The sequence below is a fragment of the Vreelandella sp. 2A-K22 genome, assembly GCF_054065485.1.
In genome coordinates this window covers 289,643-307,528 of sequence record NZ_JBSUGC010000003.1, presented here as the reverse complement: position 1 = coordinate 307,528, position 17,886 = coordinate 289,643, and the positions used below count along the sequence as shown (strand labels likewise).

Below are 17,886 nucleotides of genomic sequence, written 5' to 3'. Positions count from 1 at the left end.
TATTGCAGACAGCCTTAGCAGGCTCCACATACAATCACCTCAACGCAACCAAAAATAAAAAATTGTCGAGGAGCTTAACGGAAAGCGCTATTCACCACTAGCCCCTGCTAGCTTTGAACGCTGACCGAATCGTATTACCCGCCTGTTGCATTCATAAACCTCACTATTTGAACTTCACCATCCGTCGTGAAGTGATGGCGCTCAGGTTTTTTCTTCATGGCCGCCACAATGCTCGATTTAAGCCGCTGGGTATCACCCGGATAACGTCGCATTACGGCGCGTAAATCTACCGAGTGCTCATTGCCCAAGCAAAGGAGTAGTCGCCCTTCAGCCGTCACCCGAACACGATTACAGGCAGAGCAGAAATTGTGGCTATGGGGAGAAATAAAGCCAATCCTCGACTGGCTGTCTACCATGCGGTAATAACGGGATGGCCCTAGGGTGGTCTCGGTGGTGGGTAAGAGTTGATAGTGGTTTTCTATGGTCTCGCGTACCGCATCGGTGGAAAGAAAGGTTTCACCACGGTTATGCTCGCTGATAGCGCCCAGCGGCATCTCCTCAATAAAGCTTATATCGACTTGTTCATCCCGGGCAAAGTTTACCAAGTCGATAATTTCGTCGTCATTGCGCCCCTTGAGCAATACGGCGTTGAGCTTAATCGACTGAAAGCCAGCGCGGCGCGCTGCACGGATACCCGCGATCACCTGATCAAGATCCCCCGTCCGGGTTAATGCTTTAAAGCGTTCGGGCTTGAGCGAGTCGAGGCTAATATTGAGCCGATGTAGCCCGCCTTGCCGCAAAGCATTGGCATGCTTGACCAACCCTGAGCCGTTGGTGGTCATCGCCAGCTCGCGCAGACCTTCCAATGCACCGAGTTTTTGCACTAGCGTGAGTACGCCCTGGCGTACCAGCGGCTCACCGCCAGTTAGACGGATTTTCTCCACACCCAGCTCGACAAATGCCTGTGAAAGCGCGGCTATCTCCTCAAGGGTAAGCAGTTGGGCGCGTGGCAGAAAGGTCATTTCCTCAGCCATGCAGTACACACAGCGAAAATCACAACGATCAGTTACCGATATACGCAGGTAACGCACCGTACGGCCATACCCATCGACTAGCGCACTCATTCCATGGGTTCCTCTTGGGTATTGGCATTAACGGGCAGCCGTGCAATGAGTTCTTTTACTTCTGCGGTGACGTCGATGATTGTTTGCTCATCATAAAACTGGCCCCGCCGCTTGCGCAGGCCGTTTTCATATAGCTTTACGTGCTCTGTGGGTATCACATCCGCTTTGGCGAGACAGTGGCTGGCGCAGTGCATCTGGCACCCGTCAATGGCTACAATAGGGCGCCCTGAGCGGGCAATGCGCACCAGACCGGGCACACCACCGCCCACACCAGCAATGCAGGACATTTCTGCCTCTCCTGCATGGTCAAGACGCAGGGCAACGCTATTGGCAAGTTGCGCCACATCAGAGCAGCCGGAGCAGGCATAAATCAGTGTGCGGGGTTTGTGTTGTGAAGACATACCCTCTCCTATGAAAAAAAACGAGGTCAGTGGCCACGATAGGAAAAGCTGTTCAAGCGGCGAACTGATTGATGGGGTAATAGTGATAGGTGGCCCCTTCAGTTACCTCCGTGGCGGGGTTAATCATTAAATAACCATGGGCCTGGCTAGCCGCGCTGAGCATATGTGAGCCCTGCCCGCCCGCTAGCTGCGCCACGGGAGCCCCCTGTGACCAATCCATCACCACCCGTAGTAGCTCGCAGCGCCCCTGGGGGCCACGCTGAGAAAAGCCCGCTTTTACCGGATAACGCTGTAGAGCCGCTACGGCTCTACCTTGCATGGCATGGATAAACGGCAGCGCCAGCAGCTGCCAGCCCACCAGGGAGGCCACAGGATTACCCGGCAGCGCCATTAACGGTGTGGAAGAGGCAGGCTCCGCGCCCAGATAACCGAACGCAAAGGGCTTCCCTGGCTTCATGGCGACACCATGAAAATGTAAGCCACCGCGCTGCTCAATCACTGGGCGTACATGATCCTCCTCGCCTACCGAAACGCCTCCGGTGCACATCACCACATCCGCAACGGTTTGTGCGTGCTCAAAGGCCTGATGCAATGACTGCGGTGAATCAGCGATGATGCCCAAATCCAGCACGTCGCACTGAGCTTGCGCTAGCAGTACGTTAAGCATGGCGCGGTTGCTGTCGTATACCTGTCCCGGTGATCGCACTGTACCTGGGGCAATCAGCTCATCGCCGGTGGAAAGCAGCGCCACCCTCAGACGCCGTTTGACAGTCACGGCATTGATTCCATGGCTTGCCAGCAGCGCAATCGACGCGGCATCAAGAAGCTTACCCGCAGCGAGCAGCGGGGTGCCTATGCGAGTCTCCTCGCCTTGGCGACGAATGTTAGCGCCTAGCACCAAGCTACCCTCGAGGTGTATATGCCCGCGCGGATCAAGAGTCACCCGCTCTTGAGGCACCACAATATCTGCCCCCATGGGCACCGGCGCGCCGGTAAAAATACGCGCGCAGCCTCCTTCCGGTAGCAGCATGACGCCTGCGCCAGCTGGTACGCGTTGGAGAATGGGTAAGCCTGCGCCGCGAGGTGCCGCTTGGTAATCAGCCAGACACAGCGCGTAACCATCCATAGCGCTATTGTCCACGCCCGGCATATCGAGAGGAGCGACCAGCGTTTCTGCCAGCACTCGCCCTGTCGATTGTTCTAGGGTGATGGTTTCTACTGCATTAATGGGCGTGGCTGCGTCGATAAGCCGTTGGCGCGCATCAAACAGATCTAACAAGCCGGGCGTGACTATTTCTGCGCAGTGACAGTTCATAAGCGCTCCACCTCATTGGAAGAAGTCGCTGTGTGACGTCCACTGCACGGGGTCGCTGAAGGCAGCACCATGGCGGCGAAGTTGCAGGGCCGAGTGCGGGAGTCCAGCTGCAAAGCAATAATCCTGTCCCACGCCAAGGCACACGCTTTGGGCGAACCGGGCATCGCAAATATCATCGTTCGGTTGGCCACCCCCGCTACGGCGCGAGACTGGATCGTCGCTGTGCCGATTGTTTTCAGGGAGTAGTGGCGGAACAGCTCGCCATACCCCTCAATCGCTTTGTCGAACAGCGGTATCAACGCCTCGGGAGTGGTATCCCGGGAGGTAAAGCCAGTGCCGCCATTAACCAGAATCGCGTGGACATCCGTTCGAGCAATCCACTCCGAGACCACGGCACGAACCTGGTAGATATCATCAGAAACGATGCGCCTCTCGACCAGGATATGGCCGCTTTCGCTCAGATGTTCAACCAGCAGGTCACCGCTACCATCCTCGTCGAAACCACGGGTATCGGAAACCGTTAGCACCGCGATGCCGAGCGGAGTGAAAAGAGCATCTACAGGAACATGGGACATCAAGCCTCTCCTATTAGCTTTGCTATTGCTTCAAGCTATTGCATCAAGCTGCCGCCAGCATCGTCATCCAGAACAATCCCTTCGACGCCTATTTCGCTCTCTAACGCCAGCAAATAGTGACGCAGCGCACGTCGAGTTGCCTGTTCCCGTAGGCTATGGCGCACCCGGTCAATCACTTGATCGAAAGGTAACGCCCTACCGTCTCGCCGCTCGTCAATACTCACCACATGCCAGCCATAGCGAGACGCCAAGGGGCGCTCGTGTAGACCTTCGGGTAAGTGCTGCAAAGCGCGATCCAACTCCGGAACAGTCTGCCCTGACACCAGCCAGCCCAAATCACCATCCAGCTCTTTTGAAGGGCACGCGGAGTGGTGTTGAGCAAATTCGGCAAACCGTTCGGGTATCTGCTTAAGCTGTTCGAGTAGCTTTTCACCAAGCTGGTAAGCGTCGTCGCGACCCTGGGAGTCATCGGGTGCGGCCGCGAGCAGGATATGCCGAACGCGTAACTGCACTGGTTCGCTGAAGCGCTCGCGGTGGGTGTCAAAAAAGCGCTGGCAATCTGTTTCCCCCGGTTCCGGCACCTCAAGCTCCTGTTCGAGCAAGGCAGCAATCGCCGCATCTTCCTGTGCTTCGTTAGTTTCCTGCCTCGACAGTAGGCCCAGGACGTTGGCTCGCTGGCGCAGCAGTTCCCTGACCACCAGGGCGCGGGCCGCCTGAAGCTGGGCCTCCCCCGACGTTTCGGCGGGGTGGTACTGCATCTCCAACGCAATCGTTGCTTCATCGATAGGGGTGTCACCGACACGTACCGGAGGCGCAGCGACGCCCCCAGGTAGCTGTTCGATATCAATCATCTGCATGTTATTTCTCCTCTAGGCCTGGCCGAGCACAAGCCAGTTTTTAGCCACGACGGCGGACAAGCTGATAGCGCCGGGTTACATAGCCGAACGGCGCGCTCCACACATGCACCAGCCGCGAAAACGGGAACAGCAGGATGATGGTTAAGCCGATAAAGATATGCAGTTTGTAGATCCATGACACTTCCTGCATGTAGTCCGCCGCACCGCCGCTGAAGAAGACAATCGACTGCGCCCAGCTGGAGAGTGTCAGCATCATCTCGCCGTCCATATGGCCCAACGAGAAGATGATGGTCACCATACCCAGGCACGCCTGTAAGACGATCAAGCCCAGGATCAAGGTATCCATCATGCTCGACGACGCCTTTACGCGTGGGTTGGCCAAGCGGCGATAGAGCAACATGGCGCCGCCCACCACGCACATGGCACCGGCAATACCGCCCACCACGATAGCCACTAGCTGTTTAGTACCGGCGTGCAGGAACGGTTCATAGACCCAGTGCGGTGTGAGCATGCCCACCAGATGGCCGAAGAAAATCACGATAATACCGATATGAAACAGGTTGCTGCCCAGGCGCATATTCTTTGAAGAGAGCATCTGGCTAGAACCGGTCTTCCAGGTGTACTGACCATGATCAAAACGGAGCAGGCTGCCAAGCAGAAACACCGTGCCCGCGAGATAGGGGTAGTAACCGTAGATCAGATGGGTTAAGTAATGCGCAATCGCGTCATACATGGTGATTCTCCTATTAACGATCGGCGGAAGGAGCGGAAGAGGCATTTAAAGACGGAGCAGGCATAATGCGTACCGGCTGGCTCTGAACGGTGTGTTTGCGCTCGGCCAAGCGGCGGCCTTCGGCAGACTGCAGCGCGCAGTCTTCGTCAGAGGTTGCCGAGAAACGCACCGCTTCTTCTTCCCATACGGCGTCCAAGGCTTCGGGGGTGTTATCAGGCGCTTCTTTTTTGACCTGGGGCCGATGCTCTTCGACATCGCCCTCGGCCCCAATTAACGCCAAGAGTGATAGCGGCACCAGGGCGTGATCCGCTCCGCGCTCCTCCAGCCGCGCGGTGAGCAGCGCCAGGATATGACGTATTTCGCCCAACCAACGGCCGATCTCGGCGTCGTCGCACATCGAAAGGTATTCAAGAAATACCGGTATATGGTCCGGCAGCTCCCGGGCATCCAGTTCGAAACCGGCCGCGCTATATTCGGCCATAAGATCGACCATGGCCTGACCACGATCGCGGGATTCACCGTGAACGTGCTCGAATAGCAGCAGCGACGTAGCCCGCCCCTTATCGAACATGGCGACGTACTCGGCCTGCAGCTCAAGCAGGTCGCCCTCTTGGAGACGCTGACACCACTCCATTAGCGACGATTTGAGAGCCGCCCCCAGGCGGCGTTCGGCATTGAGAATTTCGATGAGCTCGCCGCTGGCATCCTGCAGTTCCTGGGTCGGGTAATCGAGCAGGCGGGCCAGTACGCGTAGGCTACGCATACCCTGTAGCGGTTCGAACGACGGCTCTACCGGGGTCGGCGATTGGGTAGCGGCTTCAGTCATGACGAGACTCCTCAAGTTGTGGCTGTGGGTCGAAGACCTCTACCGGTTTTACCAAAACGCTGGTCTGCTTACGGCCGTTAAATAGGTTGGGCTGGCTCTCACCGTGGCAACCATCACCAAAGGTAAAGCCACATCCACCCCGCTCGGGGAAGGCTTCGGTTGCCATCTCACGATGGCTGGTGGGGATCACGAAACGATCCTCGTAGTTGGCAATGGCCAGGTAGCGGTACATTTCTTCCACCTGGGCTACGCTCAGACCTACGGCGTCGAGCACCTCGGCATTAGGGGCGCCATCCACGTGCTTGCCGCGCATGTAGACACGCATCGCCATCAAGCGCTTGAGTGCCAATACCACGGGCTCCTCTTCACCGGCTGTCAACAGGTTAGCCAGGTACTTCACCGGGATACGCAGTGATTCGATCTTGGGCAGGATGCCATCGAACTCTACATGCCCCGCCTCAGCGGCGGACTGAATCGGCGACAGCGGCGGCACGTACCACACCATCGGCAGCGTGCGGTATTCCGGGTGCAGCGGCAGCGCCAATCCCCAGTCGATAGCCATCTTGTAAACCGGTGAGGCCTGGGCGGCTTTAATGACGTTATCCTGGATGCCATCCCGCTTGGCCTGGGCAATCACTTCCGGATCGTTGGGATCTAGGAAAATCTCGCACTGGCGGTGGTAGAGATCACGCTCGTCAGGGGAGCTTGCCACTTCCTCGATCCGATCAGCGTCATACAGCAGCACGCCGAGATAGCGAATGCGGCCCACACAGGTCTCGGAGCAGATGGTCGGCTGACCGGCCTCGATACGCGGGTAGCAGAAAATACACTTCTCGGACTTACCGCTTTTCCAGTTGTAGTAGATCTTCTTGTAGGGGCAGCCGGAGATACACATACGCCAGCCACGGCACTTGTCCTGGTCGATTAGAACGATGCCGTCCTCTTCCCGCTTGTAGATCGCACCACTTGGGCAAGCCGCTACACAGGTTGGGTTCAAGCAGTGCTCGCACAGACGCGGCAGATACATCATGAAGGTGTTTTCGAACTGGCCGTAAATATCTGCCTGCACCTTGTCGAAGTTGGCGTCTTTGCGCCGCTTGGCGAACTCGGTGCCAAGAATCTCTTCCCAGTTCGGGCCCCATTCGATCTTTTTCATACGCTGACCGGAAATCAGCGAGCGCGGACGCGCCACCGGCTGGTGCTCGCCGATCTTGGCGGTATGCAGGTGTTGGTAGTCGAAAGTGAACGGCTCATAGTAGTCATCCATCTCGGGCAGGTCGGGGTTGGCGAAAATGTTCGCCAGCACCCGCCATTTGCCACCAATACGCGGTTCAATCCGACCGTCGTTACGGCGCATCCAGCCGCCCTTCCACTTGGCCTGGTTCTCCCACTCTTTGGGATAGCCGATACCGGGCTTGGTCTCGACATTGTTGAACCAGGCGTACTCCATACCTTCGCGACTGGTCCAGACATTTTTGCAGGTCACCGAACAGGTGTGGCAACCAATACACTTATCAAGATTGAGAACCATGCCTACCTGGGAACGAATTTTCATTTCACGGCCTCCTGAACGCTGTCATTGCCTTCACCATCCAGCCAGTCAACGTGTTTCATCTTGCGCACTAACACGAACTCATCGCGATTTGAGCCGACGGTGCCGTAGTAATTAAAACTGTAAGAGAGCTGCGCGTAGCCGCCGATCATATGGGTTGGCTTGGGGCAGACACGGGTGACCGAGTTGTGAATACCGCCCCGCGTACCGGTGACCTCAGAGCCAGGGACGTTCACGTTGCGCTCCTGGGCGTGGTACATCATCACCATGCCCGCCTTGACCCGCTGGCTGACCACTGCCCGCGCGGCAATCGAGCCGTTGGCGTTGTAGACCTCGATCCAGTCGTTGTCCTCGATATCGATCTCAGCCGCGTCCGCCTCGGAGAGCCACACCACCGGGCCGCCTCGGTTAAGCGTCAACATCAGCAGGTTGTCCGAGTAAGTGGAGTGGATGCCCCACTTCTGGTGCGGCGTGAGAAAGTTCAGCGCCTTGCTCTTGAAGCCGTTGTCGGCGGGAAGCTGGAAGCCTTTGGCCGCCTTGGTATCGATGGGCGGACGATAGACCAGCAGGCTTTCGCCGAAAGCGCGCATCCAGGCGTGATCCTGATAGAACTGCTGACGGCCACTCACGGTGCGCCAGGGAATCAGCTCGTGAACGTTGGTGTAGCCGGCGTTATAGGAGACATGTTCATCCTCGAGGCCGGACCAGGTCGGGCTGGAGATAATCTTACGCGGCTGGGCGACGACATCGCGAAAGCGGATTTTTTCGTCATGTTTGGGCCTTGCCAGGTGGGTATGGTCACGCCCGGTAATTTTGGAGAGTGCATCCCACGCTTTTACTGCCACGGCGCCGTTGGTTTCCGGTGCCAGGGTCAGAATCATCTCGGCAGCATCAATAGCGCTGTCGATCAACGGACGCCCTTTATGCGGGCCATCCAGTTTGCGATGGTTGAGTTTTCCCAGCAGCTCGACTTCAGCATCGGTATTCCAGGCGATGCCCTTGCCGCCGTTACCGATGCTTTCCAGCAGCGGCCCAACAGAAGTGAAGCGCTCATAGGTTTCGGGATAGTTGCGCTTAACCTCAATCAGCGATGGCATGGTCTTGCCGGGAATCGGCGCGCATTCGCCCTTCTTCCAATCCATCACCGCCGGTTGGGCCAACTCTCCTGGCGAGTCGTGCTGCATCGGCAGAGTGACCAGGTCGGTCTCTTCGCCTAGGTGGCCTACACACACCTTGGAGAAAGCCTTGGCAATGCCCTTGTAAATATCCCAGTCGCTGCGCGATTCCCAGGCCGGGTCGGTGGCGGCAGTCAACGGGTGAATAAAGGGGTGCATGTCAGAAGTGTTAAGGTCGTCCTTCTCATACCAGGTCGCCGTAGGCAGCACGATATCCGAGTAGAGGCAGGTGGTGGACATGCGGAAATCCAGCGTCACCAGCAGGTCGAGCTTGCCTTCCGGCGCCTCGTCACGCCATACGACTTCTTCGGGCTTCTGGCCGCCGAAGTCGCCCAGATCTTTACCCTGAATACCGTGGCGAGTACCCAGCAGGTACTTGAGCATGTACTCATGGCCCTTACCGGAGCTACCCAGCAGGTTGGAGCGCCAGATGAACATATTGCGCGGGAAGTTCTCTGGCGCGTCCGGGTCTTCCGCGGCAAAGCGCAGTTCACCGCTCTTGAGCTGCTGAACCGCATAGTCGGCTGTCGACATACCCGCGGCTTCGGCTTTTTTCGCCAGGCGTAGCGGGTTAGTGTCCAGTTGAGGTGCTGACGGCAGCCAGCCCATGCGCTCAGCGCGCACGTTAAAGTCGATCAGGCTGCCGGGGTAATCCTCGGCCTTGGCCAACGGCGAAAGAATTTCTTTAATCTCTAGCTTCTCGTAGCGCCACTGGGAGGAGTGACTATAGAAGAAGGAAGTAGAGTTCATGTGGCGCGGCGGGCGCTGCCAGTCGAGGCCAAAGGCCAAAGGCGTCCAGCCAGTCTGCGGACGCAGTTTTTCCTGACCAACGTAGTGGGCCCAGCCGCCACCGCTCTGACCGATACAACCACACATGACCAGCATGTTAATCAGGCCGCGGTAGTTCATATCCATGTGGTACCAGTGGTTCATACCGGCACCAACGATGATCATGCTACGGCCGTTGGTTTTATGGGCGTTGTCGGCAAATTCACGGGCAATGCGGGTGCACTGCTCTGCAGGGACACCGGTGATTTTCTCCTGCCACGCGGGGGTATAGGGGCGAATCTGATCAAACGAGGTCGCGCCATCATCTTCGCCGTCGCCGACAAAGCCACGGTCGATACCGTAGTTGGCACACATCAGATCAAAAACGGTGACCGCCAGCATTTCGCTGCCATCGGCTCTCTTCAAGCGTTTGGCGGGCAAATTGTGGAACAGCAGGTCGTCAGCAGCACCAACACCGGCCCCTTTTACGTGCTCAAAGTGCTCGTGCTCAATGCCACCGAAGTAAGGGAACGCCACGCGCGCGACGCTATCGTGGTGGTTGACCAAACTGAGTAACGGCTTGATTTCAGCGCCTGCGGCGTCCAGCGATTCCAGGTTCCACTTGCCCACTTCGTCGCCGGTTTCGCCCCAGCGAAAACCGATGGAACCCCGTGGTACCACCAGCTGGTCACGGGTTTCGTCCCAGGCAACGGTTTTCCACTCGGGATTGTTTTCCTGGCCCAGGGCAGCATCAAAATCACTCGCACGCAGTTGGCGGCCCGGTGCGAAGCTGCCATCTTCACGCACTTCCAGTTCCACCAGGAACGGCATGTCAGTATAGCGGCGTACATAGTCAGTGAAGTAAGCACTCGGGTTATCGAGGTGGAACTCTTTGAGGATGACATGGCCCATGGCCATCGCCAGGGCGGCATCGGTGCCCTGTTTGGCGGACAGCCATTCGTCGGTGAGTTTGGAGACTTCGGCATAATCCGGAGTGATCGAAACCGTCTTGGTGCCCTTGTAACGTACTTCGGTAAAGAAGTGGGCATCCGGGGTACGCGTCTGGGGCACGTTGGAGCCCCAGGCGATGATGTAGCCGGAGTTGTACCAGTCAGCGGACTCAGGTACGTCGGTCTGCTCGCCCCAGGTCATCGGTGAGGCTGGGGGCAAGTCGCAATACCAGTCGTAGAAGCTCATGCAGACGCCGCCAATCAGCGAGAGGTAGCGGCTACCCGCGGCGTAGCTGACCATCGACATGGCAGGAATCGGCGAGAAGCCAAGAATACGGTCGGGGCCATACTGCTTGGCGGTGTAAACGTTAGAGGCCGCCACCAGCTCGTTGAGCTCGTCCCAGTTTCCGCGAACGAAGCCGCCCATGCCGCGAGCACGCTTGTACTGTTTGGTCTTGGCGGGGTCTTCGACAATAGACGCCCAGGCGTCGACCGGATCTGGGTTAGCCTTGAGCGCTTCGCGCCATAGCGCCAGCAACGGCTTGCGGATCAACGGGTACTTGAGGCGGTTGGCGCTGTACAGATACCAGGAGTAGCTGGCGCCGCGGGGGCAGCCACGCGGCTCATGGTTAGGCAGGTCGGGACGGGTACGGGGGTAGTCAGTCTGCTGGGTTTCCCAGGTAACTAAACCGTTCTTAACGTAGATCTTCCAGCTACAGGAGCCGGTGCAGTTCACCCCGTGGGTACTGCGTACTACTTTGTCGTGCTGCCAGCGGGCACGATAACTATCTTCCCACTGGCGGGATTCGCTGCGTAGCTCACCGTGTTCGTTGGCAAAAGGCTCGCGGGACTTGCGGAAGAAATTCAGCCGATCTATGAAGTGACTCATGGTCGATCTCCAGGCTCCTCGGAAATTTGCATACCCGACAGTGCGGGCTCCATGGAGTGGATTCTGCGTGATCGACAAGCGAATTACTGCGTGATTACCTCCATATACACCCTATCTACCCCCAAGGTGATAGAGCGGCCAACGTAAAGGAATAGACGGTTGGCGCTGTTGAAATTACACCGTGCGCGAATAACGGTTTTCCGTTGGTTTCAGGTAGGCGTCGAACGCCATGGCCAGGTTGCGGATCATTAACCTCCCTGAAGGCAGCACCTCGATGTCATGGTCGCGCAAAGCAATTAACCCGTCGTCCGCCATCTCTTCGAGGCTCGCCAAGGCACTCGCGAAGTAGCTGCGAAAATCGACATTGTGCCGGGCTTCAATAGCGGAAAATTCAAGTCGGCCGTGACACATCAGGGTATTAATGACATCGCGGCGCAGGCGGTCGTCATCGCTAAGGCGATAGCCACGGAAGACCGGTAAACGCCCTTCATCCAAACGATGCTGATACTGGGCAGTTTCCTTGACGTTTTGGCTGTAGGTATCGCCCACCTTGCCAATCGAAGTAATGCCCAGCCCAATCATGTCGCAGTCGGCGTGGGTAGAGTAGCCCTGAAAATTGCGCTGCAGAGTGCCATTTTCACGGGCCAGGCTCAGCTCGTCATTCGGAAGGGCGAAGTGATCCATGCCTATGTAGACATATCCTGCAGACGTCAGGCGGTTAATCGTAAGCTCCAGCAGCTCCAGCTTGCGCTCGGGTGGCGGCATGTCTTCGGGGCGAATTAGCCGCTGAGCTTTAAACAGTTCGGGCAGATGGGCGTAGCTATAAGCGGCAATGCGATCCGGTTGCAGGTCAATAATCTTGGTTAGCGTCGTATCGAAACTCGCCACTGTCTGCAGCGGTAAACCGTAGATCAGGTCAACGCTGACCGATTCAAACCCCGCCTCGCGGGCAGCCTTGACCAGGGATACCACCTGCTCTTCGCTCTGGACGCGATTGACAGCTTGCTGCACGTCGTGATCGAAATCCTGCACACCGAAGCTCAACCGATTGAAGCCCAGCGCGTAGAGCTCGTACACCTGTTCGGGTGTCACGGTGCGAGGGTCTACCTCCAGCGAGAATTCACGCTCTTCAGGTGCGGCGAAGTGAAAGGCTTCGTCCAGCGCCGCCATCAGTTCGCGTAGCTGGGCATTGCTTAAGTAGGTTGGGGTGCCGCCGCCCAGATGCAGTTGGGTCATTTGGCGGGTGGTATCGAACAGCGCTCCCTGAACACGTATCTCCTGTTTTAACCACTGGAGGTATTCGGCAGCTCGCTCGGTATTATGAGTAATGATTTTGTTGCAGGCGCAGTAGTAGCAAAGGCTTTTGCAGAACGGGATATGCACATAGACCGAAAGCGGCTTGGGTACTGCGACCCGATTACTGCGCTCGGCGGCGCTACGGTAATCATCCTCGGCAAACGCGGCATGAAACTGGGGCGCAGTGGGATAAGAAGTGTACCGCGGGCCTGGGCGGTCATATTTCTCTACCAGGGGACGATTGAAGAGCAGTTTATCTTGCATGATCGAAGTAGGTCTCTGAAAAGGGGCTCTAAAAGAGGTCTCTGAAATGGAACTCTGGAAGTGGGTGCAGCAAGCATTGGTTAATATTCATACAATATACGTTTTAAAAACTGCCTGCATCCAGCTTGCCTACTCTGCAGCGTTATCCTCTTTTGAAAGCCACCCCGATATGACCTGTGTCAAAAGCCGACAAAAAATAGGTGACTAAAATGCTCGGACTTTTCCCGCAAGGAGTCTCGCTATGGAGCTTGTATGTCCCGCTGGCAACCTGCCCGCTCTAAAGCGCGCTGTAGATGAAGGTGCCGACGCTGTCTATTTCGGTTTCCAGAACATCACCAACGCACGGCAATTCGCCGGGCTAAACTTTACCGACAAACGTGCCCGCGAGGGGATCGATTACGCCCACCGACATGGCAAACGCGTTTTTTGCGCCATTAATACCTATCCCCAGCCCGATGGCTGGGAACACTGGACTCGGGCCGTGGATCAGGCCGCCGAACTGGGCGTGGATGCGCTGATTCTCGCCGATATGGGACTGCTCGACTACGCTACTCGCCATCACCCCGAGATCTCGCGGCACCTTTCAGTGCAGGGTTCGGCGACCAGCCATGAAGCGCTACGCTTTTACCACCAGCATTTCGGCATCAAGCGCGCCGTACTTCCACGGGTGCTGTCAATCACTCAGGTACGCGACCTGGCCAAGCAAACACCGGTAGAACTGGAGGTGTTCGCTTTCGGCAGCCTGTGCATCATGGCCGAAGGACGCTGCTATCTCTCCTCCTACCTGACCGGCGAATCGCCCAATACCCGGGGCGTCTGCTCGCCAGCGGCTCATGTCCGCTGGGAAGAAACGCCTGAGGGCTTAGAGTCACGCCTTAACAATGTTCTTATCGACCGCTACGCCGAAGGCGAGCGCGCAGGCTACCCCACCCTATGCAAGGGTCGCTTCGAGGTAACGGGCGAGACCTATCACGCCATTGAGGAACCCACCAGCCTCAATACTCTGGAGCTATTGCCGGAACTACGCGACCTGGGTATTAGCGCCGTCAAAATTGAAGGTCGTCAGCGCAGCCCCGCCTATGTCTCTAAAGTGGCCGGGATCTGGCGTCAGGCGCTCAACCGCCTAGAGGCTCAGCCTGAGCGCTTTGATCCAGAACCCGCCTGGATGGCAGGCCTTGCCGAGCTTTCCGAAGGTGCCATCACTACCCTAGGCGCCTACGAGCGCCGCTGGAAATAGGAGCCTACTATGCCGAACACTACACCTCCCCTATCACCGACCTTATCAACCGGCCCTCTGCAACTCTCCCTCGGGCCGGTGCTTTTTTACTGGACTCGGCAACGCTACGCCGACTTCTACCGCGAGGCGGCCGACTGGCCGGTAGAGATTATAACCCTGGGCGAAACCGTCTGCTCGCGGCGCCGCGATATGAAACTGGACGACTGGCTAGGCATTGGGCGCGAGCTCGCCCAGGCGGGCAAGCAGGTGGTACTCGCCAGCCAGACACTGATCGAGTCTGAGGCCGATCTGCGTGACTTACGCAAGCTGTGTGACAACGGCGACTTTATTGTCGAGGCCAATGACCAGAGTGCCCTGCAGCGCCTCTCCAGTGCCGGACTGCCGTTTATCGCCGGTGCTGCGCTCAACCTCTACAACCCGGCGACACTGGGCGTTATGGCCCGTGCCGGCATGCGGCGTTGGCAAGCGCCGGTGGAAATGTCACAGCAAGACTTAGCCAAGCTTATTAACGATTGCCACCAGGCAGGCGTTCCCCACCCATGCGAAGTATTCGCCTACGGGCATCTCCCCTTGGCCTGGTCGTCACGCTGTTTTACCGCCCGGCGTCACCAAACACCCAAAGACCGCTGCAAGTTCGTCTGCCAAAAGTACCCCGAAGGCTTGGTGCTACGTTCACAAGAGTCCCGGGATGTTTTTACCCTGAACGGTATTCAAACCCTTTCCAGCGCCTGCCAGGATCTGCGTCATGAACTTATGGTCATGGCGGATATGGGGGTATCAGTGGCACGTCTCAGCCCACGGGCGGAAGGCATGGCCGAGGTGGTCAAGGCTTTCGATCAGTCCCGCCACGGCAGGTTAGCTACGCCCGATCCTTTGACACTGGTGGATGCTGAAATCTGCGACGGTTACTGGTATGGCCGACCGGGTATGGATAACACCCGCACGATGACCGGCTAAAACAATAGCCTAGGCGCCACCACGCCTTACTATTTTTCCCCACCATTTTTGACCTGGGTCATTTATTGCAAAATCCTGAACGCTTACCCTTTAACACCACATATAGTATTTATTTTTATTAAATCTAGCATATATAGGTGAATTGGGTGAAAAGCTCCACAAGCGTTCAGGTAGCAAAGCATCATATTGACGTCGCTTCGACGGTCAATGAGTACCTCCAACGCGCCGACTGGCGTGTTCACGCCAATGCCAACCAGGGCTATTCATTGGGCGGTTTAATCCTCAACGTCTCGGGCAAGTTGATAGCCAACTACTGGCTCGATGAGATTTACCCCCACACCGTGGGGGAAGCTCATAGGGAAGGTGATTTGCATATTCACGACCTGGATATGCTGTGCGGCTATTGCGCCGGCTGGTCGCTGCGTACTTTGCTGCTAGAGGGATTTAATGGGGTACCGGGACGAGCCGAAAGCCACCCGCCCCGCCACCTTTCAAGTGCCCTGGGGCAAATGGTTAATTTTCTTGGCACCTTGCAGAACGAGTGGGCCGGGGCACAAGCCTTCAGCTCTTTCGATACCTATCTGGCACCCTACGTGCGCAAGGACGGCCTGACCTACGCGCAGGTTAAGCAGGCGCTTCAGGAATTCATCTACAACCTAAATGTACCTTCGCGCTGGGGTAGCCAGACGCCCTTCACCAACCTAACCTTCGACTGGGTCTGCCCCGACGACTTGCGCCATCAGGTACCGGTTATCGGCGAAGAGGAGCAGCCGTTCAGTTACGGCGAACTGCAGGTTGAAATGGACTTGATCAACCGGGCCTATTTGGAAGTCATGGAGGCCGGGGATCGCCACGGGCGTGTGTTCACCTTCCCGATACCCACTTATAACATCACCCATGATTTCGACTGGGAAAGCGACAACGCCGAGCGGCTCTTCGCACTGACCGCCAAGTATGGACTGCCCTACTTTCAAAACTTTCTCAATTCGGATCTGGAACCCCACATGGTGCGTTCCATGTGCTGCCGCCTGCAGCTTGATTTGAGTGAACTGCTCAAACGCGGCAACGGTCTGTTCGGCAGTGCGGAGCAAACCGGATCGTTGGGAGTAGTGACGATCAACTGTGCCCGGTTGGGTTACCGCTTTGCCGGCGACCGGGCCGGGCTGTTCAGCGAGCTGGATCGCCTTCTGTCGCTCGGGCGCGATAGCCTCGAACTCAAGCGCGAGCGCATTCAGCAACTAATGGATCAGGGGCTCTACCCCTTTACCCAGCGCTACCTGGGCACGTTACGCAATCATTTCTCTACTCTGGGTGTGAATGGGCTCAACGAAATGGTACGCAACTTTACTGGGGATCGCTGCGATATCGCCGACGCCCAAGGGCTACAGCTGGCACTGGATCTTCTTGACCACGTTCGGGAGCGGATGCGCGAATTTCAAGAACAGACCGGCCACATGTATAACCTTGAAGCCACCCCGGCAGAGGGCACCACTCACCGCTTTGCCCGGGAGGATCTGACGCGCTTTCCTGACATTCTTCAAGCCGGTACACCCGAGGCGCCCTACTACACCAATTCTAGTCAATTGCCGGTGGGTCATACCGATGATCCCTTTGAGGCACTGAGCCATCAAAACCCCTTACAGACTCGCTACACCGGTGGCACGGTATTGCATCTCTATATGCGCGAACGGATTACCTCGGCCTCCGCCTGTCGCAAGCTGGTTAAAACGGCGCTCTCTCACTTTCGCTTACCCTACCTCACAGTCACACCCACCTTTTCGATCTGCCCGGTGCATGGCTACCTGTCGGGTGAACATGAGTTCTGCCCCAAGTGCGACGAAGCACTTTGGGCAAAAACGGCGAGCGCAATCGACGCCGCCACGGCTTGAGGCATTTGCCTCACTTTTTCTCAACTCGTTTAAGGAACACGCTAATGCAAACCTCTCAATATGCTAGCTTGCCCACTGAGCAGCGCCAGCGCTGCGAAGTCTGGACCCGCGTCATGGGCTACCACCGCCCGGTAAGTCAGTTCAATATCGGCAAACGTGCCGAACACCAGGAGCGACGCCATTTTACTGAAGCCGCCGCCTCTCGGTAGCTAGCCCTCACTTTTCTCTAACGACAGCTGGGGGGTCTGGCTACAGGCGCCCCAGCAGGGGGATATCACTATGGCTATGCAGACGACACTTGACGACATCACAACTAAATTATCTTCGGTTCGGCTGCCGATTGCCGGCCTTGTGCCCATGACCACACTGGATTATCCCGATCATCTGGCGTGTGTTGTCTTTCTCCAAGGCTGCCCGCTACGCTGCGGCTACTGCCACAATCCCAACATGATCCCGTCGCGCCGAGGTGAACCCCAGGAGTGGCAAGCGATACGGGAATTCCTGAGCACCAGGCAAGGCCTGCTGGAAGCGGTGGTTTTCAGCGGTGGTTTTCAGCGGTGGTGAGCCCACCCTGAATGCCGGTTTGTCCGATGCAGTAAAGGAAGTGAAAGCATTGGGCTTTAAGGTGGGACTACATACCGCCGGCCCTTATCCTGACCGCCTCACCCAGCTATTACCGCACCTTGACTGGGTGGGGCTGGATGTAAAAGGACGCGGAAAAGAGTTTGACCGCATCTGCGGCCGTCCCGGCATCTGGCAGTTGCATGCCCGCAGCTTGGAAGCTTTGCTCGACAGCGGACTCAATTTCGAGTGCCGTACCACCATTCACTGGAAAGATTTTCAGCTTGCCGATGTGGAACGCCTGGCACTGAGTCTTGCCGACTGTGGGGTACGCCACTATGCGCTGCAGGTGGCCCGCAGCGAGCAATGCTTCGATCCCACCTATTCTCAGCCAGTTGCCAATACTCCATCTACAGCTCAGATGAATGCGCTGGTAAGCCGTTTGAAACCGTACTTTGACCAGCTTGAGCTAAGGCAATAACGCTTTCCTTCTTGACTCAGGTCAGCATTAGTACCC

General features: G+C 57.1%; 16 protein-coding genes. 6 read left to right on the top strand and 10 right to left on the bottom strand.

Annotation, left to right across the window (positions count from 1 at the left end; genetic code table 11):
• Positions 1 to 134: 134 nt before the first annotated feature.
• The 10 genes from moaA to hemN all read right to left on the bottom strand — a co-directional run bounded on the left by moaA (position 135) and on the right by hemN (position 12,725).
• Positions 135 to 1,124, bottom strand: a complete 990-nt coding sequence (gene moaA / locus ACW17M_RS05800; protein ID WP_022523526.1) for a GTP 3',8-cyclase MoaA — start codon at positions 1,122 to 1,124, stop codon at positions 135 to 137.
• Positions 1,121 to 1,525, bottom strand: a complete 405-nt coding sequence (locus ACW17M_RS05795) for a putative zinc-binding protein (protein ID WP_009286657.1) — start codon at positions 1,523 to 1,525, stop codon at positions 1,121 to 1,123. The genes moaA and ACW17M_RS05795 overlap by 4 nt, the downstream gene beginning before the upstream one ends.
• 52 nt (positions 1,526 to 1,577) lie before the next feature.
• Positions 1,578 to 2,840 carry a molybdopterin molybdotransferase MoeA gene (locus tag ACW17M_RS05790; RefSeq protein ID WP_022523527.1) on the bottom strand — a complete coding sequence of 421 codons (1,263 nt, stop codon included), beginning with the start codon at positions 2,838 to 2,840 and terminating at the stop codon, positions 1,578 to 1,580.
• The gene (gene moaB, locus ACW17M_RS05785) at positions 2,837 to 3,415 is read right to left on the bottom strand and encodes a molybdenum cofactor biosynthesis protein B (RefSeq protein ID WP_138801024.1); all 579 of its coding nucleotides are present in this window, start codon (positions 3,413 to 3,415) and stop codon (positions 2,837 to 2,839) included. The genes ACW17M_RS05790 and moaB overlap by 4 nt, the downstream gene beginning before the upstream one ends.
• A 35-nt stretch (positions 3,416 to 3,450) precedes the next feature.
• A complete protein-coding gene (locus ACW17M_RS05780; RefSeq protein WP_027959391.1) occupies positions 3,451 to 4,272 on the bottom strand; it encodes a peptidylprolyl isomerase in 822 nt (273 codons plus the stop codon).
• A 40-nt stretch (positions 4,273 to 4,312) separates the two neighbouring features.
• Entirely contained in the window at positions 4,313 to 5,005 is a 693-nt protein-coding gene (narI, locus tag ACW17M_RS05775; RefSeq protein ID WP_039858452.1) for a respiratory nitrate reductase subunit gamma, read from the bottom strand.
• A 13-nt stretch (positions 5,006 to 5,018) separates the two neighbouring features.
• Positions 5,019 to 5,831 carry a nitrate reductase molybdenum cofactor assembly chaperone gene (narJ, locus tag ACW17M_RS05770; RefSeq protein ID WP_022523530.1) on the bottom strand — a complete coding sequence of 271 codons (813 nt, stop codon included), beginning with the start codon at positions 5,829 to 5,831 and terminating at the stop codon, positions 5,019 to 5,021.
• Positions 5,824 to 7,386, bottom strand: coding sequence for a nitrate reductase subunit beta (gene narH / locus ACW17M_RS05765; RefSeq protein ID WP_009286654.1), 1,563 nt, complete (start codon positions 7,384 to 7,386; stop codon positions 5,824 to 5,826). The genes narJ and narH overlap by 8 nt, the downstream gene beginning before the upstream one ends.
• Positions 7,383 to 11,165: a nitrate reductase subunit alpha gene (locus tag ACW17M_RS05760; protein ID WP_342583988.1), complete on the bottom strand. Its 3,783-nt coding sequence runs from the start codon at positions 11,163 to 11,165 to the stop codon at positions 7,383 to 7,385. Before ACW17M_RS05760 ends, narH begins: the two co-directional genes overlap by 4 nt.
• Before the next feature lie 174 nt (positions 11,166 to 11,339).
• Positions 11,340 to 12,725 (bottom strand): oxygen-independent coproporphyrinogen III oxidase, encoded by a 1,386-nt coding sequence (gene hemN, locus ACW17M_RS05755; protein ID WP_342583989.1) that lies wholly within the window; start codon positions 12,723 to 12,725, stop codon positions 11,340 to 11,342.
• Between the two features lie 241 nt (positions 12,726 to 12,966).
• Here hemN and ubiU point away from each other — a divergent pair, with 241 nt between their 5' ends.
• From ubiU to ACW17M_RS05725, 6 genes are all read left to right on the top strand, one after another.
• On the top strand, positions 12,967 to 13,962 hold the full coding sequence (gene ubiU / locus ACW17M_RS05750) for a ubiquinone anaerobic biosynthesis protein UbiU (RefSeq protein WP_342583990.1): 996 nt from the start codon (positions 12,967 to 12,969) through the stop codon (positions 13,960 to 13,962).
• 9 nt (positions 13,963 to 13,971) lie between these two features.
• The gene (locus tag ACW17M_RS05745; protein ID WP_342583991.1) at positions 13,972 to 14,919 is read left to right on the top strand and encodes a U32 family peptidase; all 948 of its coding nucleotides are present in this window, start codon (positions 13,972 to 13,974) and stop codon (positions 14,917 to 14,919) included.
• 137 nt (positions 14,920 to 15,056) lie between these two features.
• The gene (locus ACW17M_RS05740) at positions 15,057 to 16,808 is read left to right on the top strand and encodes a ribonucleoside triphosphate reductase (protein ID WP_457547040.1); all 1,752 of its coding nucleotides are present in this window, start codon (positions 15,057 to 15,059) and stop codon (positions 16,806 to 16,808) included.
• 44 nt (positions 16,809 to 16,852) lie between these two features.
• Positions 16,853 to 17,017: an anaerobic ribonucleoside-triphosphate reductase gene (gene nrdD / locus ACW17M_RS05735; RefSeq protein WP_027959384.1), complete on the top strand. Its 165-nt coding sequence runs from the start codon at positions 16,853 to 16,855 to the stop codon at positions 17,015 to 17,017.
• A gap of 70 nt (positions 17,018 to 17,087) precedes the next feature.
• Positions 17,088 to 17,372, top strand: coding sequence for a 4Fe-4S cluster-binding domain-containing protein (locus ACW17M_RS05730; RefSeq protein WP_457547039.1), 285 nt, complete (start codon positions 17,088 to 17,090; stop codon positions 17,370 to 17,372).
• Positions 17,373 to 17,391: 19 nt separating this feature from the next.
• Positions 17,392 to 17,850 carry a hypothetical protein gene (locus tag ACW17M_RS05725; protein ID WP_457547038.1) on the top strand — a complete coding sequence of 153 codons (459 nt, stop codon included), beginning with the start codon at positions 17,392 to 17,394 and terminating at the stop codon, positions 17,848 to 17,850.
• The last annotated feature ends 36 nt before the right edge of the window (positions 17,851 to 17,886 follow it).

Coding starts and splice junctions, on each gene's coding strand:
- hemN (WP_342583989.1), bottom strand. CDS start 12,725: ATGCAAGATAAACTGCTCTTCAATCGTCCCCTGGTAGAGAAATATGAC.
- narJ (WP_022523530.1), bottom strand. CDS start 5,831: ATGACTGAAGCCGCTACCCAATCGCCGACCCCGGTAGAGCCGTCGTTC.
- narI (WP_039858452.1), bottom strand. CDS start 5,005: ATGTATGACGCGATTGCGCATTACTTAACCCATCTGATCTACGGTTAC.
- ACW17M_RS05795 (WP_009286657.1), bottom strand. CDS start 1,525: ATGTCTTCACAACACAAACCCCGCACACTGATTTATGCCTGCTCCGGC.
- moaB (WP_138801024.1), bottom strand. CDS start 3,415: ATGTCCCATGTTCCTGTAGATGCTCTTTTCACTCCGCTCGGCATCGCG.
- moaA (WP_022523526.1), bottom strand. CDS start 1,124: ATGAGTGCGCTAGTCGATGGGTATGGCCGTACGGTGCGTTACCTGCGT.
- ACW17M_RS05790 (WP_022523527.1), bottom strand. CDS start 2,840: ATGAACTGTCACTGCGCAGAAATAGTCACGCCCGGCTTGTTAGATCTG.
- nrdD (WP_027959384.1), top strand. CDS start 16,853: ATGCAAACCTCTCAATATGCTAGCTTGCCCACTGAGCAGCGCCAGCGC.
- ACW17M_RS05745 (WP_342583991.1), top strand. CDS start 13,972: ATGCCGAACACTACACCTCCCCTATCACCGACCTTATCAACCGGCCCT.
- ACW17M_RS05780 (WP_027959391.1), bottom strand. CDS start 4,272: ATGCAGATGATTGATATCGAACAGCTACCTGGGGGCGTCGCTGCGCCT.
- ACW17M_RS05730 (WP_457547039.1), top strand. CDS start 17,088: ATGGCTATGCAGACGACACTTGACGACATCACAACTAAATTATCTTCG.
- narH (WP_009286654.1), bottom strand. CDS start 7,386: ATGAAAATTCGTTCCCAGGTAGGCATGGTTCTCAATCTTGATAAGTGT.
- ACW17M_RS05760 (WP_342583988.1), bottom strand. CDS start 11,165: ATGAGTCACTTCATAGATCGGCTGAATTTCTTCCGCAAGTCCCGCGAG.
- ubiU (WP_342583990.1), top strand. CDS start 12,967: ATGGAGCTTGTATGTCCCGCTGGCAACCTGCCCGCTCTAAAGCGCGCT.